At 40.2% G+C, this 26,221-nt stretch carries 15 protein-coding genes and 1 pseudogene; 13 read left to right on the top strand and 3 right to left on the bottom strand.

Annotation, left to right across the window (positions count from 1 at the left end; genetic code table 11):
- The 3 genes and pseudogenes from DPX34_RS17925 to DPX34_RS17935 form a co-directional block, all read left to right on the top strand.
- A pseudogene (locus DPX34_RS17925) lies at window positions 1-318 on the top strand (IS4 family transposase); the annotation flags it as partial.
- A gap of 965 nt (window positions 319-1,283) precedes the next feature.
- The gene (locus tag DPX34_RS17930; protein ID WP_111979818.1) at window positions 1,284-2,120 is read left to right on the top strand and encodes a type IV pili methyl-accepting chemotaxis transducer N-terminal domain-containing protein; all 837 of its coding nucleotides are present in this window, start codon (window positions 1,284-1,286) and stop codon (window positions 2,118-2,120) included.
- A 364-nt stretch (window positions 2,121-2,484) separates the two neighbouring features.
- Window positions 2,485-3,003 carry a DUF4124 domain-containing protein gene (locus DPX34_RS17935; protein WP_111979819.1) on the top strand — a complete coding sequence of 173 codons (519 nt, stop codon included), beginning with the start codon at window positions 2,485-2,487 and terminating at the stop codon, window positions 3,001-3,003.
- 46 nt (window positions 3,004-3,049) lie between these two features.
- Here the strand turns inward: DPX34_RS17935 and DPX34_RS17940 are convergent, their stop codons facing one another.
- Complete coding sequence (locus DPX34_RS17940; protein ID WP_111979820.1) at window positions 3,050-3,841, bottom strand: CLCA_X family protein; 792 nt, start codon at window positions 3,839-3,841, stop codon at window positions 3,050-3,052.
- A gap of 121 nt (window positions 3,842-3,962) precedes the next feature.
- Window positions 3,963-4,304, bottom strand: a complete 342-nt coding sequence (locus DPX34_RS17945; RefSeq protein WP_111979821.1) for a zinc ribbon domain-containing protein YjdM — start codon at window positions 4,302-4,304, stop codon at window positions 3,963-3,965.
- 381 nt (window positions 4,305-4,685) lie between these two features.
- Between DPX34_RS17945 and DPX34_RS17950 the strand changes: the two genes are divergently transcribed.
- The 3 genes from DPX34_RS17950 to DPX34_RS17960 all read left to right on the top strand — a co-directional run bounded on the left by DPX34_RS17950 (window position 4,686) and on the right by DPX34_RS17960 (window position 13,071).
- Complete coding sequence (locus DPX34_RS17950; RefSeq protein ID WP_111979822.1) at window positions 4,686-7,448, top strand: PLL family lectin; 2,763 nt, start codon at window positions 4,686-4,688, stop codon at window positions 7,446-7,448.
- 242 nt (window positions 7,449-7,690) lie between these two features.
- Complete coding sequence (locus DPX34_RS17955) at window positions 7,691-12,136, top strand: S8 family serine peptidase (RefSeq protein WP_111979823.1); 4,446 nt, start codon at window positions 7,691-7,693, stop codon at window positions 12,134-12,136.
- Between the two features lie 11 nt (window positions 12,137-12,147).
- Window positions 12,148-13,071: a hypothetical protein gene (locus tag DPX34_RS17960; protein ID WP_157964784.1), complete on the top strand. Its 924-nt coding sequence runs from the start codon at window positions 12,148-12,150 to the stop codon at window positions 13,069-13,071.
- Window positions 13,072-13,123: 52 nt separating this feature from the next.
- On the opposite strand, the gene DPX34_RS17965 is transcribed toward DPX34_RS17960, so the two are convergent.
- Entirely contained in the window at window positions 13,124-14,152 is a 1,029-nt protein-coding gene (locus tag DPX34_RS17965) for a LacI family DNA-binding transcriptional regulator (protein WP_111979825.1), read from the bottom strand.
- 557 nt (window positions 14,153-14,709) lie between these two features.
- Here DPX34_RS17965 and DPX34_RS17970 point away from each other — a divergent pair.
- From DPX34_RS17970 to nagP, 7 genes are all read left to right on the top strand, one after another.
- Complete coding sequence (locus DPX34_RS17970) at window positions 14,710-17,397, top strand: TonB-dependent receptor (RefSeq protein ID WP_111979826.1); 2,688 nt, start codon at window positions 14,710-14,712, stop codon at window positions 17,395-17,397.
- A gap of 92 nt (window positions 17,398-17,489) precedes the next feature.
- A complete protein-coding gene (locus DPX34_RS17975; RefSeq protein ID WP_111979827.1) occupies window positions 17,490-18,599 on the top strand; it encodes a cupin-like domain-containing protein in 1,110 nt (369 codons plus the stop codon).
- A 15-nt stretch (window positions 18,600-18,614) separates the two neighbouring features.
- Window positions 18,615-21,527, top strand: coding sequence for a beta-N-acetylhexosaminidase (locus tag DPX34_RS17980; RefSeq protein ID WP_232824796.1), 2,913 nt, complete (start codon window positions 18,615-18,617; stop codon window positions 21,525-21,527).
- Between the two features lie 233 nt (window positions 21,528-21,760).
- Complete coding sequence (gene nagK, locus DPX34_RS17985) at window positions 21,761-22,669, top strand: N-acetylglucosamine kinase (protein ID WP_111979828.1); 909 nt, start codon at window positions 21,761-21,763, stop codon at window positions 22,667-22,669.
- A gap of 16 nt (window positions 22,670-22,685) precedes the next feature.
- On the top strand, window positions 22,686-23,687 hold the full coding sequence (gene nagB-II, locus DPX34_RS17990; RefSeq protein ID WP_111979829.1) for a glucosamine-6-phosphate deaminase NagB-II: 1,002 nt from the start codon (window positions 22,686-22,688) through the stop codon (window positions 23,685-23,687).
- Complete coding sequence (nagA, locus tag DPX34_RS17995; protein ID WP_111979830.1) at window positions 23,688-24,824, top strand: N-acetylglucosamine-6-phosphate deacetylase; 1,137 nt, start codon at window positions 23,688-23,690, stop codon at window positions 24,822-24,824.
- 64 nt (window positions 24,825-24,888) lie between these two features.
- Complete coding sequence (gene nagP, locus DPX34_RS18000) at window positions 24,889-26,184, top strand: N-acetylglucosamine MFS transporter NagP (protein ID WP_111979831.1); 1,296 nt, start codon at window positions 24,889-24,891, stop codon at window positions 26,182-26,184.
- Window positions 26,185-26,221: the final 37 nt, after the last annotated feature.

Below are 26,221 nucleotides of genomic sequence, written 5' to 3' on the forward strand. Positions count from 1 at the left end.
ATCGCCGTAAGGTTAATGCAACTTCAAGAATGGGCTCAAAACAAAGAAGAAGCTAAAGCGATAGATTGTACTTGTTACGTAGAAAGTACGACATGGCAATTGCTGTGGATGAAAGTAGAAAAAGGGAAAGGCCTTCCGACTAAACCTCCTTCACTTTATTGGTTGTATTACGCTATAGCAAGGTACGGTGGCTGGTATGACAGCAAACGCAACGGACGAGTAGGGATGAAAGTGTTATGGCAAGGTTGGATAAAATTGGCCGAAATGATAGAGTCAATTGCGATGTTAAAATCACTTCAGCAGGCTGGAGACTTGTGATCAAGAGACAGGGATCTAAGTACTGAGGTTTCGTCTGGAACTAGAAACCAGCCCCTAAACCCCGATCGCTTTGACTATAACTATTTTTCAGGTGAAAACCTTAAACAATTTTTTGTGAGTATTAATCATCTCTGTGCCTTTTAACGTTTATTTGTATTCAGGCTTGTCATTTTATATTGATGGATACTCCACCGTGTTTGCTTAACTTGTGTGATTTAAACTTATATTTATTGGCTTATATAGTGAATATATATTTCATTTATATTTATGTGTGGTGACTTCTTTGCACTATATTGGCGCGTGTAGACATTTTCATTCGTTTGATGCAATGTGTTTTTCTATTCAAAATTTAACGATAATTCGGCTTATATATACATTATATATCCAAGTCTCTTCAATAGGCTTGTTCAGAACCCCTGAGCGATATTAATGCGAGGCGTATTAATGCCGGAATGTCGCTTTATTCCATGTTAATTCACAGGGGTTTGTTCCCAATAAATCCTGAGTACTTACGTCCGTTGCCTGCAAACCAAGTCACATCGCTCAAAGGCTCTGTTCTGCTGGGTTTTAAATTGAGTTATGCGGTGTTAAACAGGCTTAATTTAACCTGTTAAACTTGCACCTGCTTGCTTCGCCTTTATGGATGTATGTGCACAGCGTGAGTAGGATGCGTAAGCGGTGCCTAAATCAATTTAAATTTCCACTGGAAACCGCACCTGAAGTCACTTAGGCATATGACGTGTAAAGAGTGCTTTTCTTGTTTAATACCTGTTTTGTGATGTCGTTGGCTGTGTATTTAATTTCCAATTGGTACGCTTTATTGCACTTTGTTGGTTTTTTATTGCACCAAAAAAAACGGGTTTATTATTGTAGTTCATTGTATTTAAGGTGTTTTTTATCTTGATTTGTCGTTATTAAGTGATTATTTTAAATTGCGTTTGCACAACTCATTAATTGGATATTTCATGCTCGTCAAAAAGATTTTCATCATAGCTGCGTTATTTATTTCATTTTTCCCACTTGCCCATTCGCAAGAACTTAGTTTATCAGAAGCCATTAATCAAGCCGGTTTACAGCGTATGCTTTCGCAACGCATGGCAAAAAATTACATTTTAATTAGCCAAAAACTTAATGTTAAAACATCGGCAATGGAGCTTGATGAAAGCGCGGCAACTTTTGAAGAAAACTTGTTTAATTTGTCAGGGTCAGCAACCACATCTGAATCTAAAAACGCGTTTAAAAAATTAAAAAAGAGCTGGTATCGTTTTAGAAGTATTGTACTAGCAGAAGTAAATGATTCTAATACGGTTAATGTGGTTGAATATAGTACCGAATTACTGAAATCGGCCCATGCATTTGTATTAACGTTGGAGCAAACATCCAGTAAAAATGCTGACAAACTCATTAATATATCAGGTCGACAACGAATGTTATCGCAACGTCTTGCGATGCTATATTTTGCGAGTCATTCAGGTTATAACGAAAGTCAATTTAAACAAGAAATGCAAAATACGGCAGGGCAATTTACAGATGCGTTATCCATTTTGCAAAAAGCTAAAGAGAATACAGACTCAATTAATGATGCTCTGGCAGAAGTGTTAAACCAATGGGATTTTTATAAAACAAAATTTAATGTATCAAGTAACGCGCCTTTTTCGCCTAAAACCATCAAAGTGATAACGGAGTCGATGTTAAAAGATATGAATAGCATTACCAAGCAATATGAAATTGTAAGTATTAACGAAATTATCGGCATCATTAAATCAGAAAAGAAAGAGTCATTCTTAGATTTATTTAATTAATTTGAATCAAAACGCGTTGGTATTATTAGAATAACGACGCGTGCTTGATGTATTTTTAGTCAAAGCGATCGGGTTTTAGGGGCAGGTTTCTAGTTCCAGACGAAACCGAAGTACTTACATCCATGTAAGCAAAGCCGTCAAAGCTACCGCGTCCTGCTCTCGCCCCTTACCTGCATCCATGCAGGCAAGTTTCGAGACCTCATGAGCATATGCTCTACTATGTGATTGGGGCCGCCTAAATGGATTTAGGTGTTAGAACGACGCAGGAGCCAAAGTCGAGAGTAAGGGCTGACAATGAACCCTAAAACTTGAGCGAGAAGACTAAAGTTCATATATTCGAGCGTACAACTAAGGTTTTATTGAAATGAAGATCCACCTTTTTTTATTAATTTATTTATTTAGTTTATCGTTTACCACCTCAGCTGCAATTTACAAATGGGTGGATGAAAAAGGGGTCACTCATTTTGGTACTCATTTACCCACAAATGAAAATAAGCAATTAACGATTGAAGAAATGAATTTGTTAACGGGTGAATCAGAATTAACAAATAATATGGCTGAAAATATTGCATCGGCCAATACGTCAAATGAACCTTTAATTGATGACGATAATGGTCAGCGACTTCATTTAAACTGTGCCGCGTCTATAAAGAATATCGCTGCTTCGGTGGATAATTCATTATTTTTACTCAATAAAAACTTTGAAGCAGGGCATATTCAACAAGCTGATTACAGTAAATCTTCAGGGTTATTTAGCAACATTAAAAATAGAACATCGTTAGATAAGTGTACCAAGTCGATTGGCGCAGAAAGAAAATTTTATACCTGTATGACGGCTGACGTGGATAATTTGGTGAGTTGCCTGAAAAAAGCTCGCGCTTAATAATTTGTATTGGTGTTGCTAGTTGCTTTCAAGGTTTAACCTCTCTTTATCGAGCGCGGGCTAAATATTGGCCAAGTAACATAAAATAATGAGAAAAATGGTGCTGTATTTGTTTTCGATGTTCAGCCAACGGATATAACCCTGCTTTTGCTTCTTTACTTTTTTTAGTGCCTTTTACTAAAAACTCGTTACTAATTTCGCTATCTTGTATGTAAGCTTCAAATGCTCTGGCACTTAGCTCCTCAGGTAGTGCGTAATAAACATGATTTAATTTGTTATCAATCAAGGCTGCTGTTTTAAAATAATCACTGGGTTGATTGTTGTGCATAGGATTTAAAAAGAGTGTTTGAAATGTCTTTGCCAACGATTGATTGAGAGGATGTTGCACTTCTTCATTTGATAATAGCCAAGCATGCGATGCAAAACGCGATGTCGGTAACTGCAAAAACTTAGCACAAATATAATGATCAAAGGCATGAAACCACTCATGCGCTAATGCACCTCCGCCTGCATTTTTAGCTAACGCTAATTCTTTTTTTCTTAAGTCATAATGCGCATGTGCATGACGTTGACCCCCCATACCAAAGGCTAAAGATAGCGTGCCGCGTAAAGACAATACTTGTTTTGGTACTTGCAAGATTAACGCGAGGTCAGACAACGCATCAAAGACTAAGTTAGCTGCAATTTGTTGCTCAGCTTTTGTGACCCATTTACCGATATGAATGCACCTAAAATCAAATTCACGGCGGATATCAACAAAGTTAACATCTGTGCCGTTTCTGTGATTAGGTCCGGTGCGATAATAGCCACGATTTAGTCGATTTGTTTTGGTTTGCATTAAGGCTCAAAAAAGGGGGGAGGATAAGGTTAGGGGATCTAAACCTAGCGGCTATTTTCAGCTTTTAAAGTGACTAACGCTAGTTGCACACGTTAGTCTGTTTAGACAAAACATTATTTGTTTAAGCTTTTTTAACAACGCTTGATTTTAGTAACATGTCACTAGAACCGTCGACTTTACAATCGATGTCGTGATCACCAGGTAAAAAGCGTTTAATTGTGGCTTTAGTTCCGACTTTAATCACGGTTGATGTGCCTTTAACTTTTAAATCTTTAACGACGGTGACTTTATCGCCCTCTGCTAATAAGTTGCCGACAGCATCTTTTAATACAATAGCATCTTCATCAACTTCTACTTGATTGGGATCCCATTCGTGGGCGCACTCTGGACAAATTAATAAATTTTGGTCTTGGTAGACATATTCAGACGCGCATTTTGGACAGGCGGGTAACGTAGCACTCATGTTTTTCTCTTTAGGTAAATATTAGTTTATTGCACGTATTATAACGAGCGTAGCGCAATGACGATAGAGGCAATCAGTTTATCACCTCGTTTTGGGGGGTATTTAAAAATATAGAGTTAGTTATTTTATATTTCTAGATTCAATACTCATTTTTAAAAAGCATTATTAATCAACTAAATAGCTCTATTTGTGAGGGGTTAGTTGGTGTGAACCTGAATTTTAAATCATAAAAGCTCATTATTTTTATTAAAGATAACAAATAACTTCCCGATATCAATTTTAGTAAGTGGCAAATTGGCGCCGGTTTTCTGCTTTCGTTGGTCGGTATTCGGTGGTTTGTTGCCGTTGTATGGATATAAACTTAAATTGGATAATTCAAAAATGATCTCAACAATATTAAAATTGACTCGATTAAGACGTAAGTCGCTAATGCTTTCACTATCAATGCGTTCTGATCCTAAAGTTGCTCAATCTCTTAACCAAAAATCACAGGCTATATCATTAAAGACGCCACTCGTTAGTACCTTTGTTCCACTCGTTTTAGGTGCTTGCTCGATTCTATTTTCATATAACACTTCGGCTGAAATGCTAACCCCAGCGGGGGATTGCAGTGCAGATGGTACTGGGGGCGGTGAATGTTTATTTATCGGTAGTAATGAATCTGTTTATACGCGAGAGTTAACCGGTAGTGGCTGGCAGGGTTGGCAAGATATAGGCTCTGTATTTAATGCCACTCCTAATTGTGTGTCGCGGCAAATTGGGAGCAATGATTGTTTTGTTCGCGGTAATAATAATCGGCTTTATACTGCTTTCAATCATGGTTCAGGGTGGAGTGGCTGGCACGATTTAGGCGGAAATATCAAATCTGATCCTGAATGTTTTAGTCGTGAACCCAATCACCTTGAATGTGTTGTTCAAGGTGCAGATGACGCATTGCAATCGTTGTATTGGACTGCCGTGAGTGGCTGGTCAAGTTGGCAGAATTTAGGTGGGATTATTAATGGTCAACCTTCATGTGTTTCATGGAACAGTAATCATCACGATTGTTACGTACGTGCGGCTGATAATACTTTGCAACATAAATGGTGGGCGCCAGAACAAGGCTGGAGCGGTTGGGACAGCAGAGGTGGTGTTCTCGATAGTAGTCCTTCATGTGTTGCGCGCCAAGAGGGTGTAATAGATTGTTTCGCTGTTGGTACTGACAAAGCACTACATAAAATAAGTTATGCCAATACCTATGGCTGGTATAGCTGGGAAAGCTTAGGTGGCAACTTGGTATCTAAAGCCAATTGCTTGTCTCGAGATACTGACAGTGTTGAATGTTTTGCTTTAGATCAGCACTATGGAGTGCAACAAAAATATTGGTCAGCGAGTACGGGTTGGCTTAGTTGGCATAATTTAGGCGGTAGAGCTAAATCAGCCCCTAACTGTTGGACGTTAGCTAATAACCATGCCGAATGTTTTGTATTAGGTACAGATAACTCAATTCATGCTAACTATAATTTTGATAATAATTGGAGCGGTTGGAATTCATTTGGTCAGCCTTCACCCTTGGCTAACCCTAAACCATTAGATTTTATTGCTGATGCAGCTAAAACGCGAGTAAATGATATTGATTTTGCATGGTCGTCCAACGGACCTATTGCTGAAATGTTTTGCATCCAGATTAATGAGGGTGCAGAACCTGCAGAGACATCTTGGGCAGACAATTATTTTTGTAGTTCAGATTATATTGGTATGCAATGGTACAGTGCAGGGGCAATTGCGGGGATGAATTGTACACAAATTTATGAAGGTATAGATCCACATACGTGGCACGACAATTATTTGTGTTTGCCCGTTGATTCTAAGTATAGTTTCTCATGGAACTCTGCTGGCCAACATGGTGCGTTATTTACGCAGTGGTCTGAAGATTTAGACCCTGCTACTTGGAACGATAACTACTTAACCATTTCTAGTGACAGCATGCACTTTTTAGCACAGAAGGCTAATAGTTTAGGTAGTGATGTTGTTAATTTATTTAACGAATTAAACGGTATTATTGAACTTGATATAAATATTGACCATATAGGTTTACCGCATGAATCAGATTTATTACGCGCTTCTGGTTTTATCTATACTAATAATATAAAAGGTGATCATTTGCTGTCGCAAGCGTTGCGTCAAGTTATGCAACTTGCCGCCTCATTAGGTATGCCACAACCTACACCTTATCAATTAAGCTTAACGCGGACAGCTGCGGGGACTTTAGATTTAGCATTGAATATTAAAGTATTAGACACATGGCAACACGTTAATATTAACCCTACCTTAGGGGCAGAGGTTAAATTTAGAAGTTTAAATTTAGTTTTTCATATGGTGGGTGGTAAAGGCGCAATTAGTTATCCAATTGATGCTACCGGTGAAGGGTTTGTTAAACCAACAGCTTACGACCATTGGACCGCCGTGCAGCCTAAAGTGACAGTTGTTGCAACACCCCAGGGTATGAAAGTCACCCTAGGTGGTAAAATGGTGGGGCAGTGCTCTAGTGAACCTCAGGTTTATACCGCGCTGCAAGACTGTAATGCTGATTGGAATGTACTCAGTCAGAATCTTATATTTGGTAATTCTGTATATCAAGGATCCGCAGGTTATCGAGTGGGTGAAGTTGCAGTGACTTACCTAAATGGTCAAGTTAAGAGTGTTAAAGGTGGCTTAGAGCAAGCGCGTATTAATATTCCCGCTAACCCATTAACGTTTAATGGTCAAGCTGATATGGGGATCGATAATACAACACGTTGGATACTATCTGGTTCAACTAACTATGGCGGTGTAAGCTTTGCTGGGAGTGGTTTTGTGGCTAACAATGGTGATTTTTTATTTAGTGGTACCCGTGGCATTAACGTTGGTGGTGCACAAGGTACGAATACCTTAACGGTTGGCCCTAACCATGCAGGGGCTCGCTTTGAAGGACAGTTCTGCGCAACGTATAGCCGTAATGTATGTAATACGGTTTGTCCATTTCCTTTTGTTTGTAATTGGGTATGTGATGCAGTTGATACTTTATCGTGTACACCGTCTTTTGGTGCCGATGTAGGCACCGACGGTAACGTTTGTGCTAATGTGCCCGCAGTAGGCAATGTTTGCTTAGACGTATTGCAGTAGTTACGATGCATTAACTTTTTATTGTTTAATTAAGTGGCTTACCCTTTTAACCCTCAAGATGTTGAAGCGCATCTTGAGGCTTTTTGTGAAATCAATAGGGTAAATTGCACAAAGTTGATAATTCATGCTTCTCGAATACATTTTAAATGTATTAATTCTTATTTAGATAGTGTTAAAATGCGCGAAATTTATGGATATCTATAGCGTAAAGACACGCTTACTAAATAAGGAACATTACTTATATGAAGCTTAATGCTTATCTGCTTGCTGCCTGTGTTTTTTTTACCCAGTCTGCACAAGCTGTCATTTCAAAGGTTACTGCTGCTAATAGTCAACCGCATTCCGCTTATACTCAAACCCCAGATGCAAAAAATATTATTGTAAAATGGCGAACAAAACAGTCTGTTTCAGCAAGCTCTGTTAACCCATTAGGTTTAGTGAAAAGTAAATCATTTAAGCACTTATCTGATATTGAAGTCTATAGCGTACCTAAGGGCATGAGTGCAAAAGAAGCGGCTTATCTAATGTCAAAACAATCGGGTGTGTTACAAGCTGAACCCGAAGTGATGTTTAACATAATGAGCATTCCCAATGATACTCTTTTTGATGACTTATGGGGGTTAAATAACGATTTTGATACGGATATAAACGCACCTGAAGCCTGGGATCTAACCGAGGGTAGCAGTGATGTTGTTGTTGGGATCCTTGATACCGGTATCGATTATAACCATGAAGATTTAGTCGATAATATTTGGATTAACCCAGGTGAAATTGCCGATAATGGCATCGATGATGATGGTAATGGGTATATCGATGACATGCACGGCATTGATACTTATAACCAAGATTCAGACCCATACGATGACAATGAGCATGGCACACACGTTGCTGGAACTATCGCTGCAAAGTCTAATAATAATCTAGGGGTTGTGGGTGTTGCGCCAAACGTTAAACTAATAGCCTGTAAATTTCTAAATTACTGGGGTGAAGGTACCAGTGCTGGTGCCATAGAGTGTTTAGATTATTTTTATGATCTAAGGGTTAATCGTGGTGTTAATGTTTTAGTTACGAATAATTCATGGGGCGGCAATGATTCAAGTTCTTTGCTGCAAGAGGCGATTGAACGTCATAATGAAGCCGAAATACTTTTTGTGGCGGCTGCGGGTAATGATGGTATTAATATCGATGTTTATCCTCAATTTCCCGCTGCATTTCCTAATGACAATATTGTCACAGTCGCATCTTTAAACCAAGACGGTGAATTATCTTATTTTTCTAATTATGGTGTTAATAGCGTTGATGTGGCTGCGCCTGGTTCCGATATTTTAAGTACAACACCGCACAATACCTATCAAGTATTTAGTGGCACCTCAATGGCATCCCCTCATGTTGCTGGAGCCTATGCCTTAGTTGCCAGCTATTATCCAGAATACAGCATGCATCAACGACAAAATTTGATCTCAAATGTCGGTACCACTGCATCTAATTTACAGGGCGTTGTTAGAAGCGGAAAACGTACAGCACTTTGGGGAGAAGACAATTCTGGTTCGTTAAATTGTGTTGATACGATATCAACTGCCGTTATTTCACCTACCTTAGTTAATGGCGAAATTGCCACTACACCTGAGAGTGATATTGATGTGCAGTTTGAAGTTTTAAATTGTGGTGTGCCGGTTACAGGCCAAAGCTATGCATTATTAGTGGCTGGTATTGAAGCTGCTCAATTAAATGATTTAGGTGAGGGGGCTGATGCGATTGCCAATGACGGTATTTATTCTGCTTCGCTGACCGTTAATTTTATTGGACAAGTAGCAGTGCAAATAGAAGGTACAAATACTGAACAATTTACAATTGTTAGTAACGCTGAACCTGCAATATTTGAAGTTATTGATTATGACTACATTGACTTTGAAGGAACGGCACTTGGAATGACTGATTCAAATGCTCGTTTGCTTGATCTTGATTTTACTCTGCAATGGCCGCTTGGTACTGTCGATAATATTTATGTGGGTAGCAATGGGAGTTTAGTCCATGGTTATAATTACTATGGCGACTATAATTTCCCATTACCGGGTGGAACCGATATTCATGCTTTTTTACCATTCCATGATGATCTTCACCCTGCTTACGGTGATGTTTATTATGAAGTACAGGGTGAAGCGCCCAACAGAAAAGTCGTCGTTGAATATCGAAATTATGAATTTTATTATCCTGATTATGATGAAGAATCAACAATAGATTTTCAAGTTGTGATGTTTGAGAATACGCGCGAAATTCAAGTACATTATAAAGATCTTGAAGATTCCGGTAGTTATCGTAATTTTGGCGGTTCAGCGACTGTCGGCTATGAATACAATGGTGCCGCTGTGCAATTACTGTATAACAATCCGATATTAGAAAATGAAACGAGTTATCGTGTTGTACCCCGTGCATATCAGAATTATCCGATCGTAACCGATTTTGCAATCGACTCAGGTTTACGTAAACCGGGTTTTGATTTAACCTTTTATATAGATGCACAAGCGTCTACAACGGATGGCGTGGTTGAGTTAAATAGCATCGATTTTGGTGATGGTAATGTGTTAGTCGATGCGACATTTGGAGAGTTGACACATAGTTATACAACTGCGGGTATTTATGAGGTGACGGCTCATGTTTCTGCTGATGGTAAAAGTGTCTACCGTTCGCTTAATGTTGTTATTGATGAATTGAGCGATACCGAACAACAAATCATTGAACAAGTTGCGCAAAAAACCATTACTGCGGTACAAGCTAGCCCTGCTGATTATGCTTTGGTATCACAAATACAATCGCTAAGTGACATCGCAACGGCCGAGCAAGTTCGTCAAGACTTAGTGATCGCAAACCCTGAAGCTTACGAGTTAGTTTCGCAAGCGCGTTACACAGACGATATCGCAACCGCAGAACAAGCCCGTCAAGACTTAGTGATAGCAAACCCAGAAGCTTACGAGTTAGTTTCGCAAGCGCGATATACTGCGGACATCGCAACGGCCGAGCAAGTTCGTCAAGACTTAGTGATCGCAAACCCTGAAGCTTACGAGTTAGTTTCGCAAGCGCGATATACAGCCGATATCGCAACCGCAGAGCAAGTAAGACAAGACCTTGTTATAGCAAACCCAGAATCTTATGAGTTAGTTTCTCAAGCGCGATATACAGACGATATCGCAACCGCAGAACAAGCCCGTCAAGACTTAGTGATCGCAAATCCAGAATCTTATGAATTAGTTTCGCAAGCGCGATATACAGCCGATATCGCGACAGCCGAGCAAGTTCGTCAAGATTTAGTGATAGCAAACCCAGAAGCTTACGAGTTAGTTTCGCAAGCGCGTTACACAGACGATATCGCAACAGCCGAGCAAGTTCGTCAAGACTTAGTGATAGCAAACCCAGAAGCTTACGAGTTAGTTTCGCAAGCGCGTTATACTGCCGATATCGCAACCGCAGAGCAAGTTCGTCAAGATTTAGTGATCGCAAACCCAGAAGCGTATGAGTTAGTTTCGCAAGCGCGTTACACAGACGATATCGCAACGGCAGAGCAAGCCCGTCAAGACTTAGTGATAGCAAATCCAGAATCTTATGAATTAGTTTCACAAGCCCGATATACTGCCGATATCGCAACCGCAGAACAAGCCCGTCAAGACTTAGTGATAGCAAATCCAGAAGCTTATGAGTTAGTTTCTCAAGCGCGTTATACAGACGATATCGCAACGGCAGAGCAAGTAAGACAAGACCTTGTTATAGCAAACCCAGAATCTTATGAATTAGTTTCACAAGCACGATATACAGACGATATCGCAACCGCAGAACAAGCCCGTCAAGACTTAGTGATAGCAAATCCAGAAGCTTATGAATTAGTTTCGCAAGCGCGTTATACAGATGATATCGCAACGGCAGAACAAGCCCGTCAAGATTTAGTGATCGCAAACCCAGAAACTTACGAGTTGGTTTCGCAAGCACGTTATACAGACGATATCGCAACGGCAGAACAAGCCCGTCAAGATTTAGTGATCGCTAACCCTGAAACTTATGAATTAGTTTCGCAAGCACGATATACAGATGATATCGCAACGGCAGAGCAAGTAAGACAAGACCTTGTTATAGCAAACCCTGAAACTTATGCTTTGGTTTCACAAGCACGATATACAGACGATATCGCAAGTGCTGAGCAAGTTCGCCAAGATTTAGTGATTGCGAACCCAGAAACTTATGCTTTGGTTTCACAAGCTCGTTATTTAACCGATATTGCGTCTGCTGAAGCCGTTAGACAAGCGCTCGTTATTGCAAATCCTCACAATTATGGATTGGTGTCAGATGCGACTCATCAAAGTGAATTACTCGCCGCGATTGAAAAAGCTAAAACAGAAAAAGCATTAGAAATAGATACGACGCCTGCTAATTTTGGTTTAATTAAACTCAATCAATTAAGTTTAATCGATGTAGCAACGATTGATAATTTGGCATCAGGCACGCATTTACTTGGTAGCGCGCAAGATTTAACAGACTTTGATACCTTGTTTAGTCAAGTTAAGTTTGTTTGGGTTTATGTTGAAGGACAAGGGTTTAGTGGCTGGGCACCTTCTGCAGCAGAGCGCAGTAAAATTGTAGATTCTGGTTATTCTGCTTTAACTGAAATACCGGCCGGTGTTGGTTTTTGGGTGAAAAAATAATGGTAGTAGCGATGATTATAAAAACTCGATTGACTGCTGTTTTGTGTCTAGGCTTAGCATTATTAGGCTGCGAGAAAATGGTATACACACCGATTTCAGGTAGTGCGAGTAAAGGGATTATTAGTGGCGGTGAAGTTGCTATATATCCTATTACCGATGACGGCATTATAGGCGCTGAACCTATTGCCACCGGTAAAACGACAGCAAAAGGCAAGTTTGAATTTGATGTGCCCATATCAGATCAAAATGCCGTTTATATTGAAGTGCAAGGTCGAGACGATGGTACAACGCTTATGTTTTGTGATTTGCAAGATTGTGGCATTGCTAACGACTCATCATTGGATATAAACCAAGACGGGATCGTAAATTTTGGCGAGTGGTGTGTTATTGGGCCTGAATTTAAATTAACGGCTTATGCTTTACCGCCAATAAATTTGGCAACATTAAATATTAATGTGTTAACACATGTTATTGCCCAAAAATATACGACTGCGCCAACAGAAGCTGAACTATCAACTGAATATACACAATTACAGCAGCAGCTCAATTTAGCGAGTTCACCATCGGCGATTGAACCTCTGGATTTATCAGGTGATATTGAGTTAAGTCAAACGCAGTTGCAAGATAACATTATTATGCTGGCGGTGGTTGAAAGGTTTAATTCAAGTGCAGATGTGAGTGACGCTATTGTTAATATGACAGATGACTTTTTGGTTAATAACACAGTCGTGAGTGCTGAACATTCTTTTACTGATATTACGGCTGATGCGATCCTTTTTACAGGGGCTGTTGTCGCTAATATTGACAACACCGTGTTGCCACAATCGGTTAAAACGGAAGTTGAGTCCCAGTTGAGACAATCTAATCGAGTGGCAGCACAGGATGAGAATCAGCTAGAAATAGATGATCTCCCCATTTCCCCTCCAAACTTTTAAACTCTGGTTAAAATAAGTGAGTTGATTGATCTAATCAACTCACATATTCGCATTAGTTAATATCCGCTGCTAAATTATTAGTAGAATCTCGGATGATAAGTTCAGGTGTATAGTGTTTACAGATCTCTCTTTCATCGTTATTGCGTATTTGAGCAATTAATAGATTAGCTGCATCTTCTGCTATTTTTGGATTTGGTTGATTGGCTGTGGTCAATTTGGGCCAAGTTTGTCTTGAGAAGGGACTGTTTTCGAAGCCGGTGATCGATAATTGTTGCGGAATGTCGATGTTCATTAACCGAGCGGCGAATAATGCCCCCGCGGCGATTTCATCATTACAAGAAAATATTGCACTGGGTTTATTTAACTTAGCCATTAGCGCTTTAGCCCCTTCAACACCAGATTCAAAGGAATATTCACCTTTAATGATGATATCGTCATCGAGTGGAATGTTATTAGCTTTTAACGCTTGTTTATAACCTTCTAAACGTTCAACCGTGGAGTTATGTTCACTGCCACCGGCAATAAAACCAATGCGCTGATGGCCACTATCAATCAAGTGTTGAGTGATAGTTTTAGAGGCCGCGTTATCGTTGATCATGATGCAGGGCGTTAATGTATCAGGTGCTTTATCGCCAGACATAATACGCACCACTTTGACATCGAGGGCGGTTAATTGCGCGACAAATTCAGGCATTTCAGAAAAGGGAGGGGTTAATACTAACCCTGCAATACGTGAATGCTTCACCATGTTAGTTATTTCTTCAATGGTATTGTTATCGTTGGCATCACACGGATGAATTAATAATTCGAACCCTTGTTTTTTACAGGCATTTAAAATACCGTTTTGCATGTCAATAACATAATAAGCATTTGGGTTATCGTAAACATAAGCGATGCTATATGATTTGGTGCCTGCTAAGTTACGTGCCGCTAGGTTAGGGCGGTAGTTTAATTCATTAACAGAAGCCATTACCTTTTCTCGGGTATTTGGGCGTACCGCGCTCTCGTTATTCATAACACGAGATACGGTTTTTATAGAAACGCCAGCATGTTTTGCCACGTCATTGATTGTCGCTTTCATTAATTCAAACTACCTGTATTGAACGGTTGAAGTGGGTGTAACCATATTGCTTTGCTTAAACGGGGTTGCACGGCTGCAATAAATTAAGGCAATGATTGATAACCATTGTTTCTATAAAAATAGTTAATTTAGCTGAATATGGTGATTAATAGCATCATAGATTATTGTTTTAAGTCGCCGACAGCAATATTTATAAAGATAAATTTTAAGGTTTGTTTACGGGCTTACTGTATTTTCTTTTATTTATCGGCTTATTTTTTACATTTTGTTTAAGTCTTTGTCCTGCAATTAAGTTTAAATTTTATTAATTTATGCTCTTTATTTATTCGAAAGTCGTTAAATTATTGTCTAAAGTTAGAAAGTATTTGAACTTAAACTTCAAAAAAAACATTAACTTGTCAAGTTATGATGAAAAACTTAATAATTAACACTAGCCATGAGAAAAATTTAGTAGTATGGTTTATTCACCTTTTGACAGCGTTGTCATAAATAAATGACAACGCTGTCATTATTAAGTTCTAAATCAATATTAATAAAAACGTTATAAGGGATAGGCTATGTCATCAACAATATTTAAAAAAGGTATGCTTGCAAGTTCAATTGCGATGATCTTATCAGGTGGTTCTTCGTTTATTGCTATGGCTGAAGAGGCAAATAGCGCCAGCCAAGAAGTTGAAGTTATTGAAGTGCAAGGGCTTCGTGGTTCTTTAAAAGAGAATATAAATGCGAAACGTTTTGCGACTAACGTCTCTGATGTGATCACGTCTGAAGATATCGGTAAATTTCCGGACAAAAATGTAGCTGAAACCTTATCTCGTATTACGGGGGTAGCGGTAAGTCGTGAATTTGGTGAAGGCGAAAAAGTGAGTATTCGTGGCGCGGGCCCTAAATACAATCGTACTTTACTTAATGGCCAATCCGTGGGGACTGCAGATTGGTTTATTCTTGACGAAGCTAACCGTAGTTTTAATTACACCATGCTACCGTCTGTTATTGTTAAAGGTTTAGAGGTTAATAAATCGCCATTAGCCAGTGCTGATGAAGGATCAATTGGCGGTAGCGTGATATTGCGCACACGTCGTCCATTAGATATGGATGCTAATACGGTTAGCCTTTCACTTGAAGGCCAATATTCTGAAACGTCTGGCAAAACGGATCCACAAATTGCCGGTATGTATTCGTGGAAAAACGATGACGAAACGTTTGGGATTATGGTGTCTGCGGTTGATCAAAAACGTAATTTAGAGCGCCAAGGCTTTGAAGTTCTTGGTTGGATAGAAAGCGATGATGATGATTTTATTGTGCCTCGTAATATTGGTGCACCTAAGTTTATACAAAATCGTGAGCGCCAAACGTTATTTACAACCGTTCAATATGCGCCGACCGATACCTTATTAATGACTTTAAATATATTAAATTCTGAAATGGATGTTGATAACCAAAATGCCAATTTAATTAACTTTGCTTTTTCAGATAGAGATGCGGTTATCGCGAATGCGACTAACGTAGTTAATGGTGCCGTTTTAGCATCAACCGTAGCAGGTGACGTTGACGCGGGTATTGGCAACTTCGCTTATAATTACATCAATCGCGTATCAAGCACTGAAACCTCACAAATACACTTAGATGTTGATTACCAAGGCGAAGGTTATGATCTCAATTTTGAAATTGGGACAACAGAAGCTAGTGGCGGGACTTATCGTGAAACATCTTGGGAATATGTAGCAAAAGGCGCAGGTTATGATTATGACTTGACCGGTACGCCTGAGGTTAATGTTGGCGTTGATCCATCGGACGGCAGTAATTTTGCTGCTGGTTGGATTTGGGGCGGTTCTAAGCCTACAACGGATGAAGAAACATTTGTACAAACGGATTTAAATTTAGCGACTGATCTTGGATTATTCACCGCGATTAAAGCGGGTTTTAAATATCGTCAAGCAGAGCGAACGCAAGGTCGCCATGCTTATAGTTGGCATGGTCCCTTTACTGATGGTGGCGGCGCTGATTGGGATGTATATTTAGGCCATATTTTTGAAACATGTCCAACTTTAGCCAGTTGTGGTTTAGATGCGTTAGGTGATGCTAATGTGGATGTAGCGGCAACGGGGAATATTACTGATCAAGTGTCTCATAACCGCCCCTTAATGGAAGAGATTGCATTTGGCTCATTAGGCGGGATTAATGCCGGTTATGCTATTCATGACAATTTGCCTGAAATTTGGGCTGTAGAAGAAGATATTCTTGCTTTATATATGCAAGGTGATTTTGAGGGCGATAGTTATCGCGGTAACTTAGGTTTACGCTACGTTGCAACCGATCAAACGTCGTTTGGTTATGAATATTCAGGTGAAACGTGGGGATTAAATACCATTAATGGTGATTGGTTAACACCTGAAACATTAAACTGGGTAAGCCAAGATAATGATTACGCTGAATTGTTACCCAGCATTAATATCGCCTTTGATTTAACCCCTGATCAAGTTTTACGACTTGGTGCTGCTCGTGTTATGGCTCGTCAAAATTGGGCTGATATTTCTTCTTCTGAAACGTTTGGTTCATTAACCGGTGGCCAAGGTTCTGGTACACGGGGTAATCCAAATTTAAAACCTACTATTGCAAAGCAATTTGATATTTCTTGGGAATGGTATTACAGCGATGCTTCTATGTTATCTGTGGCTTACTTCAGTAAAAAGCTGGACTCATTAAGAACGATCACGACAGTAACGGAAGATCGTTATGACGAAGAAAACGAAGTCTGGGTACCGGTTAATTTCTCTCAACCCGGTAATGGGTTAGGCGGCACAATCAATGGATTGGAACTTGGGATCCAACATGATTTTGGCGGTTATGGCTTATCGGCTAACTATACTTATACAGACTCAAGTGCTGAAGAAGCACGTGATACCGCTAAACCAGGTTCGGGTTTAGTTGAGGGAACGTCAGAAGATATGTTGAACTTAACTGCGTATTACGAAAATGACGTTTTTCAAACTCGTGTTATGTATAACTACCGCAGTGAATGGTACAAAGGTATACATTTTAATGGTGATGAGCTATTCAATGATGAATTTGGCCAGTGGGATGCAAGTGCTTCTTATAACGTAAACGAAAAAGTAACGTTAACGCTTGAAGCGGTAAACTTAGCTGACGAAGAAATTGTTGAATACAACACAAATAAAGAACGTGTTATGTCAATTTATCAAAATGGCCGGCGTTTTGTCGCCGGTGTACGGGTTAATTTTTAATTAACCTTTATTAAAGCCGAGTCATACTCGGCTTTTTTATACTCATTGTTTACAGACGTGAATTCAGGGTGATATTTTTTTGGGGGGGAATAATGAGAGCATTAAAACACGTTGCCGTTTGGCATGATGTGACTACTGACCTTTTTCAACAAGAGATCGCACCGTTAGCTGAACCTGCTATTTTAAAAGGGTTAGTTAAGCACTGGCCGCTGGTTGAGTGTCATATACAAGATAAAAATCACCGATCCACTAACCCACAAGATAATACGCAAAGTACTCGTTTAAATAATGGCGAAACACTTAACCATTCTGGGTTATTTGATCTGTTGTCGATGCATTATGTGGGCGGTGATGTTCGCATGGCTGAAATTAAACCCGGTCAAAAAACACAGTTCTATTATAACTCTGCTTTTAATGGTTTTAATTTTGAACGCAAGGTTGAGAGTTACAGTCAGTTTATAGCTAGTTTAACAAATTATGCACACGCTATTGAGCAAAACCCACAGGGGTTAAATCAAGGTGCGGTTGCTATTCAAAGTGCACCCTTAAAAGATTATTTTCCTACATTAGTTGCCCAGCATGAAATGGCGTTATTTAACAAGGCGACGACTGAACCTCGTTTTTGGCTGGGTAATAAATCGACAGTCGTGGCGCATTATGACGATGCAGATAACATTGCGTGTGTCGTCGCGGGTGAGCGCCAAGTCACGTTGTTTCCACCCGAACAAATAAGTCATTTATATGTTGGCCCTTTGCAATTTACGCCAGCGGGGGCGCCTGTCAGTATGGTGGATTTGTCTGAGCCCGATTTTGAAAAGTATCCATTATTTAAACAAGCATTAAATCATGCGCTAGTGGCTAACCTTGAACCCGGCGACGCGTTATATATTCCGCGTTTATGGTGGCATCATGTGCAAGCACTCAGTGATATTAATATGTTAATTAACTTTTGGGCTGGTGGCTCAATTGCAGCCACAAATAAACCAGTGCCTATGGATGCGATGTTGCTTGCCATGTTAACGATACGTGATTTACCAACGGCACAAAAAAAAGCTTGGCAGGCTTTTTTTGATCATTATGTTTTTGAACACCATGAACAGAGCCATCAGCATATACCTGAGCCTATAAAAGGTATTTTAGCGCCGTTATCGTCTGAACAAATGACGAATATTAAAAAGTGGCTTAGCAGCCAGTTAACTTAATTTATGAGATTTATTATGTCAGTAAAATTTGCATGGTTATCCGCTCACGACTTGATTCGTTTTCTCTTTCCGATGTTTAGCAGCATGACTAAAATACGGCTTACACCGGTTAAATGGGTTGCTACGTTTTTAACCCCGATAATTGCCAGGTGTACAAGTCAGCTGCTTCGTATTGTGTTCAGCTTAGCGGGCGCATTTTTAATCAGCGGCTGTGGTGCCGACAATGACCATTCTCAATCTAACTCAGGCCAACAAGTTGCACCGTTGTTTTTAGCGACGGCCACTCAACAAGATATAGATGATATTGCGCAACATTTACAAGTGACTTATCAACAAATAGATAATAGCCCTTCTGCCGAATGTGATCCTGATATTGAAAACGGCTCTTGTTTTCGAGTTGATTTATTATTAACAGCGCCTAACGCGATTAAAGTGAAAGATTGGCAAATTTACTTTAGCCAAATAACCCCAATTCAAAAATCAGTTAGTAATGACTTTACGATCACCCATATAAACGGTGATTTACACCAAATAAACCTAAGCGATAAATTTACTGGTTTTGCGGCTGGCGAGCAAAAAGTGATTACTTTTTACGCCAACTTCTGGTCGCTGTCGGAAACCGATGCGTTACCCAATTATATTGTCGCGAGTGCTCAGCATAAAAATGAATTAACACCCGCTATTGAACCAAGAGTGATTAAAAGTACGCAGGTTAAAATAGATCCTGAAACCGGCTTAGAAATATTACCTTACGTCGCTGAATTTACCGATGAAGAAAAACAATTTAAACGCACCGCAGATGATCAAACTAAATGGTTAACTGCCGAGCGTCTATACGAGCGTAATCTTACTTACGACTTCAGTGCTTTCACTCAAGTTTCACCGTTAAATAAAACCATACAACAACAAATCATTCCAACACCGACTCAGGTGAAATTTAGCAAAGCCGGTACAGTACTGGATACTTCGGTTGGTTTAAAAGTGAACTACCATGGCCTTCAAGCGATTAATGAACATAACGTTAATCATATGCCCGCTGATATTCAAGCTGCGTTATCGAGGTTAGCCGCGCTAGGGTTAATGCAAAAGCCAAACGGTGGAGTACCGCTTAATATCGTGGTTAATCCAAGTCAGCAAGAGCAAGATGCTAAGCCACTAGGATCTTATCAATTACGTATTCAAGCAGAACAAATTACGATCACGGCTGATGATCCATCTGGTGCTTTTTATGGCTTACAAAGTCTTGCTAGCTTGTATCGATTGGATAGTCAGCAGTTACCGATTGGTGACATTATAGATCAACCGCATTATGAATTTAGAGGCGTGTTAGTTGATGTTGCACGTAATTTTCGAGACAAAGGGTTTATTTTAAAATTATTAGATCAAATGTCGGCCTATAAATTAAACAAATTACATTTACATTTAGGTGATGATGAAGGTTGGCGCTTAGAAATTCCGTCGTTACCTGAATTAACGGAATTGAGCAGCAAGCGGTGTTTTGATTTAAAAGAGCAGTATTGTTTAATGCCACAATTAGGCGCAGGGCTCGATCCTACGAGTGAAGTGAATGGTTATTATTCGGTAGCCGATTACCAAGAAATTTTGCAAGCAGCGAGTGCTCGTCATATTCAAGTGATCCCATCACTCGATATGCCAGGCCACTCGCGTGCCGCGGTAAAAGCAATGACAGCCCGATATAACAAATACATGGCCCAAGAAGACAAAGAGAAAGCTGAGCAATATTTATTGCATGATCCACTCGATACGACTCGCTATTCATCAGTACAACACTATAACGACAATACCATCAATGTGTGTCTTGCTTCTTCGTACGCGTTTGTCGCTGAGGTGATGCAACAAGTTAAACTGATACATCAACAAGCCGGACAGCCACTGACTCGCTATCATATCGGAGCGGATGAAACAGCAGGGGCTTGGGTATCATCACCTGCATGTCATCAATTTTTAGCGACCAATGAAGAGGGTATTACTGAGGTAAGCCAATTAGGTGGTTATTTTATAGAACGAGTCGCTAATTTATTAGCATCTATGGATATTGAAACAGCCGCTTGGAGTGATGGCCTATCACACACTCGCCAAACTAAAATGCCGGCAGTGGTTCAAGCGAATGCTTGGAGTTTATTAATGTGGGATGGTCATCATTCGGCGCATGAATTAGCAAACCGTAATTGGCAAGTCGTGTTATCAACACCGGATGTTTTGTATTTTGATTTTCCTTATGAAGCCGATCCTAAAGAGCATGGTTATTATTGGGCATCGCGACATATTAATAGCGAAAAAATATTTCAATTTATGCCTGATAATTTACCTATTCATGCCGAGTTTTGGTTAGACCGTGAAGACAAACCTTATGTTGCAAACGATACGTTAAAAGCAGACAAAACTGGAAAATTAATTTCACAACCGTTAGAGCAGGGTAGGCAGTTTGCAGGTATTCAAGGTCAGTTGTGGAGTGAAAATACGCGAACCAACCAAACCGCAGAATACAAATTATTCCCGCGTTTATTATCACTCGCTGAGCGTGCTTGGCATCAAGCTAAATGGGCGGTGCCATATGATCATAAAGGCTTTGTTTATAGTCAAAACACCGAACGTTTTAATCAAACCTTACAAGCACAACGCGATCAAAAATGGCAGTTGTTTGCAGCGACTTTAGGTTTAAAAGAGTTTGCAAAATTAGAACGTGCAGGTGTGCATTATCGCTTACCCACGGTGGGTGCAAAAATTATCAATGAAACCCTGTTTGCTAATATTGCTTACCCAGGGTTAGCTATTGAATACCAAATAGATGACGGTGAATGGTTAACTTATCACACGCCTGTAAAAATAACGGGTGATGTTTGGGTGCGTACTAAAACACAAGATGGCCAACGTTTTGGGCGTAAATTACGTGTTACAAGCCCATAGTGTATATATGGACCGTGCCTAAATAAATTTTAACTTGATAATAATCAAATAGTTAGTCTTGTTTGTTATCAAGGTTATCGAAAAGAAAATAAAAAGTAAATTTTAATGTAAATAACAAATGACAACGCTGTCATTTGTGTTAGTATATTTATATTGAGATTCAATCAACGGGCAAACATTCAAGATCTAGCTGAATGTTTTCACGTGAAAAGTCAGCGTGACACGAGGTCAAAATGCTAACAAGCGATATTAATAAAAACGAACTATTCTTGGGGATCGATGGTGGTGGCACTAAGTGCAAAGCGATTGTGGTTAACCGTGATAATGCGATTTTAGGCACCGGGATTTCAGGACCGGGCAATCCACTACATGGCTTTGAACAAGCTGCAAATTCAATTGAAGAATCTGCCAAGCTTGCCTTAGCTGATGCTGGCCTACAGCATATAGCATTGCACGAAATTCCGGCGGGTGTTGGCTTAGCGGGTGTTAATTTACCTGTCTTATATAAACAAATGAATGAATGGCTACATCCATTTAAAGAAATGTATTTAGCCACTGATTTGCTTATTGCTTGCCTTGGCGCTCATCAGGGTGAGTATGGCGCCGTTATGATCACGGGAACCGGTTCTTGTGGTTTTGCCCATGTTGATGATGACGTGTTTATGTTGGGTGGACATGGTTTTCCGCATGGAGATAAAGGCAGTGGTGCCTGGACTGGTTTTCAGGCTGCCAAGCAAGTTTTGTTATCTTTAGATCAATTAATTCCTGCTACTGCACTAACGCCAAAATTGTTAGCCCATTTAAAAGTGAATAATGCGGTTGAAATGGTTGAAGTTATCGCGGGTAAACCGGCTGCTTTTTTTGCTGAATTTGCCCGTGATGTTTATGAAGCCGCAAGGGCTGGTGACGATATAGCACGCGCCATTGTGCAAGAGGGCGCTGGTTATATTAGTCAACTTGCGAGAAAACTATTAACAAAAAATCCTCCTCGTATTTCATTGATTGGCGGTTTAACTCCAGTCATTACACCTTGGTTAGACGCTGATGTGCAAGAAACATTATCGGCTCCTTTATCTCCCCCTGAAATGGGGTCGGTTATCTATGCTCGCCAGCAACAAGCTAAACAAAGCAAAATCTCATAAGAGTTAAGGTTTAATTATGCAAACACAAACAATAATGGAAAAAGAAGCGGCGCAAGCGCCAAGTGTCATTAAAAATCAAATGATAGCGAATCAACCCTTAGCGGCTAAAATTGGCGCAACATTGCGTGAGATCGCGCCTAAGTCGGTTATGATCATCGGCCGTGGTTCTTCCGATCATGCGGGTGTATTTGGTAAATACTTAATTGAAATTGAAGTGGGTATTCCGGTTAGCTCTGCCGCGCCTTCTGTTGCGAGTATTTACGGTAAAAAATTGCAATTAGAAAATACGTTAGTCATTGTTATATCTCAATCTGGCCGAAGCCCAGACATCATTGCTCAAGCTCAAATGGCTAAAGACGCCGGTGCGTATTGTGTGGCCTTAGTTAATGATGAAACATCACCATTGGGAGATATTGTTGATGAGGTATTACCGTTAAAAGCAGGCGCTGAAATCTCAGTCGCAGCGACTAAGAGTTATTTAGCGACATTATCGGCGATTGCACATTTAGTGGCTAATTGGACACAAAACGATCCCTTAATTAATGCATTAGCTGAGTTGCCAGCCGCAATGGAAAATATGATTGCCTCACCTGCACAATTAACGCCGGAATCGGTTGCTAGTGTTAAAAATATGGTGGTATTAGGTCGTGGTCTCGGGTTTTCAATTGCGAAAGAAATGGCGCTTAAATTAAAAGAAGTCTGCAGTATTCACGCAGAAGCTTTTAGTAGTGCTGAATTTTTACATGGGCCTGTTACGTTGGTCGAGCAGGGCTTAGCTATTCTAAATTGTGCTGTTAATGACGAAAGTGCAGCTCCACATCAAGAGCAAATTGAAGAGGTGATTGCACGGGGAGCCGATCTTATTCATTTGCGTCAAAATGATGCCATTGTGCACCCACGTTTAGCGCCTTTAGTTGTGTTACAACGCTTTTATTTAGACGTTGCTAAAGTCGCCGTGAGCCGAGGCTTTAATCCTGATGAGCCTAAAGGGCTAAAAAAAGTAACAAGGACTTTATAAATGCCAGTGCAACGAATTCATGCCGCTAAATTATTTAATGGTGAAGACTTTCTGTTTGATCAAGTATTAACCATTGAACACGGTAAAATTGTCGCGATAGATAATGATCTGACTCAGGTAGATAAAAGTTTGCATGGTTTGGTTGTACCGGGTTTTATTGATTTACAAGTTAATGGCGGTGGCGGTGTGTTATTTAATAGCACACCTACGGTAGAAGGGCTCGCCACGATCATGCAAGCGCATGCCAAATATGGCACAACGGCCATGTTACCTACGTTGATTACGGATACAATAGACGTCATGCGGCAAGCCGCAGATAGTATCGCCCAAGCGATAGCCGAAAATGTACCGGGTATTATCGGGGTACATTTTGAAGGGCCTCATTTGTCGGTAGCTAAAAAAGGTGCGCACAGCGCGGCGTATATTCGACCGATTTCAGATGCTGAGTGGCAAGTATTATCACGTCAAGATTTAGGCAAGGTTATCGTAACGCTCGCACCTGAAAACGTGTTACCGGCAGATATTGAAAAAATGCTCAATATCGGGATCCATATTTGCTTAGGTCATACCAATGCGGATTATGCAACGGCACAAAAAGCAATAGATAACGGTGCCAGCGGTTTTACCCATTTATTTAATGCCATGTCGCCATGGCTCGGTCGCGAACCCGGGGTGGTGGGTGCTGCACTATTAAATGATCAAACCAGTTGTGGTTTAATCGTGGATGGTCAACATGTTGATTACACTAGCTGCCAACTTGCGATTAAAACCAAGCCCGCGGGTAAAATTTTTTTAGTGACTGATGCGATGCCTCCGGTCGGCACTGCCGATACTGAATTTGCTTTTTTTGACCGAACTGTTTATTTAGCCGATGGCCAATTAACATCGACCACCGGTGAACTAGCAGGATCCGTGCTCGATATGGCGACAGCCGTGCGCAATACGGTAAAACAAGTTAACTTGCCGTTAGCTGACGCATTAAAAATGGCTGCTAGGTATCCCGCCGACTATATTAAACAATTGCCGTTGCGTGGGGTGCTTGCGATTAATAGCCAAGCCGATTTTGTTGAACTCGATGAAGACCAGCATGTACTCAGTACATGGATTAATGGCGAGCAAGTCTATTCGCTCAATTAAACTCATCAAGTGAGTTAATCAAGTATATGCTCATAACCTAAAAGATAAGCGTGAGGAAGTAACGATGACAACCGAAGTAATTGATACACCAACTAAAAGCAGCGTTGTGCCAATGGGCATTGTTGCGATGTTGTTTTTCATTCTAGGGTTTGCTACGTGGTTAAATGGTTCTTTAATGCCCTATTTAAGCCAAATATTAAAGTTAACACCGTTTCAGGGATCGTTGATTCTTTTTTCATTTTATATCGCGGTAACGTTTACGGCATTGCCGTCGGCGGCTGTCATAAAAAAAGTGGGCTATAAAAATGGCATGGCACTCGGGATGGCGGTGATGATGATAGCTGGATTGTTATTTATCCCGGCGGCTAAATCTCAATTTTTTCCTTTATTTTTACTTGCGCAACTTGTGATGGGTACCGGACAAACTTTATTGCAAACGGCTGTTAACCCTTATGTCGTCCGTTTAGGACCAGAAGAGTCGGCGGCAGCTCGGATCAGTATTATGGGGATATTAAATAAAGGGGCAGGGGTGATTGCGCCAATGGTTTTTACCGCTTTAATTTTGAGTAACTTTACCGATACAGTCGGCACTGAATTAAGCCAAACTCAAATCGACACGATGGCGAATAGTTTAATTTTGCCCTATTTGGGCATGGCTTTATTTATTGGTATTTTAGCTTATGCGGTTAAAAAATCACCGCTGCCTGAACTATCAAATGAAGATGAGTCGGCGGCTAATTCAACAACTGAAATTAAAACGGTTTTGTCACACCCTAATTTAGCGTTTGGGGTTATTGCTATTTTTGTTTATGTGGCTGTAGAGGTGATTGCAGGTGATACCATCGGTACGTTTGCTCTGTCATTAGGTGTTGAAAGTTATAGTGTGATGACATCTTATACTATGATTTGTATGGTCGTTGGTTATATTTTAGGTATTGTACTTATTCCGCGTTTTATTAGCCAAGCAAAAGCCTTGATGGTGTCGGCCATTTTGGGTTTGGTGTTTACGGTGGGTATTTTATTGGGTGATGTTAACTCTTTTATTATTGCTGATATGTTATTGGTGCCGTTTGGTGGCGCGCATTTACCCGATGTTTTGTTATTAATTGCTTTTTTAGGTTTAGCTAATGCCATTGTTTGGCCTGCTGTTTTTCCACTTGCGTTGTCTGGGTTGGGTAAATTGACGAGTACGGGGTCGGCTTTATTAGTGATGGGTATTGCGGGTGGCGCTTTTGGTCCGATGTTTTGGGGATTATTAAGTGGAGTTAGTTCGCTACAAATGGGATATTCAGTTATGTTGCCTTGTTATTTATTCATTCTTTTTTATGCTGTTAAAGGTCATAAAATGAAAAAGAGGTAATGACTTTTACCTTGCTTTTATCGATTAAAGCTCGACG

Source organism: Algibacillus agarilyticus, from assembly GCF_003286125.1.
Taxonomy (GTDB): Bacteria; Pseudomonadota; Gammaproteobacteria; order Enterobacterales; family Alteromonadaceae; genus Algibacillus; species Algibacillus agarilyticus.

Coding starts and splice junctions, on each gene's coding strand:
- DPX34_RS17930 (WP_111979818.1), top strand. CDS start 1,284: ATGCTCGTCAAAAAGATTTTCATCATAGCTGCGTTATTTATTTCATTT.
- DPX34_RS17935 (WP_111979819.1), top strand. CDS start 2,485: ATGAAGATCCACCTTTTTTTATTAATTTATTTATTTAGTTTATCGTTT.
- DPX34_RS17940 (WP_111979820.1), bottom strand. CDS start 3,841: ATGCAAACCAAAACAAATCGACTAAATCGTGGCTATTATCGCACCGGA.
- DPX34_RS17945 (WP_111979821.1), bottom strand. CDS start 4,304: ATGAGTGCTACGTTACCCGCCTGTCCAAAATGCGCGTCTGAATATGTC.
- DPX34_RS17950 (WP_111979822.1), top strand. CDS start 4,686: ATGATCTCAACAATATTAAAATTGACTCGATTAAGACGTAAGTCGCTA.
- DPX34_RS17955 (WP_111979823.1), top strand. CDS start 7,691: ATGAAGCTTAATGCTTATCTGCTTGCTGCCTGTGTTTTTTTTACCCAG.
- DPX34_RS17960 (WP_157964784.1), top strand. CDS start 12,148: ATGATTATAAAAACTCGATTGACTGCTGTTTTGTGTCTAGGCTTAGCA.
- DPX34_RS17965 (WP_111979825.1), bottom strand. CDS start 14,152: ATGAAAGCGACAATCAATGACGTGGCAAAACATGCTGGCGTTTCTATA.
- DPX34_RS17970 (WP_111979826.1), top strand. CDS start 14,710: ATGTCATCAACAATATTTAAAAAAGGTATGCTTGCAAGTTCAATTGCG.
- DPX34_RS17975 (WP_111979827.1), top strand. CDS start 17,490: ATGAGAGCATTAAAACACGTTGCCGTTTGGCATGATGTGACTACTGAC.
- DPX34_RS17980 (WP_232824796.1), top strand. CDS start 18,615: ATGTCAGTAAAATTTGCATGGTTATCCGCTCACGACTTGATTCGTTTT.
- nagK (WP_111979828.1), top strand. CDS start 21,761: ATGCTAACAAGCGATATTAATAAAAACGAACTATTCTTGGGGATCGAT.
- nagB-II (WP_111979829.1), top strand. CDS start 22,686: ATGCAAACACAAACAATAATGGAAAAAGAAGCGGCGCAAGCGCCAAGT.
- nagA (WP_111979830.1), top strand. CDS start 23,688: ATGCCAGTGCAACGAATTCATGCCGCTAAATTATTTAATGGTGAAGAC.
- nagP (WP_111979831.1), top strand. CDS start 24,889: ATGACAACCGAAGTAATTGATACACCAACTAAAAGCAGCGTTGTGCCA.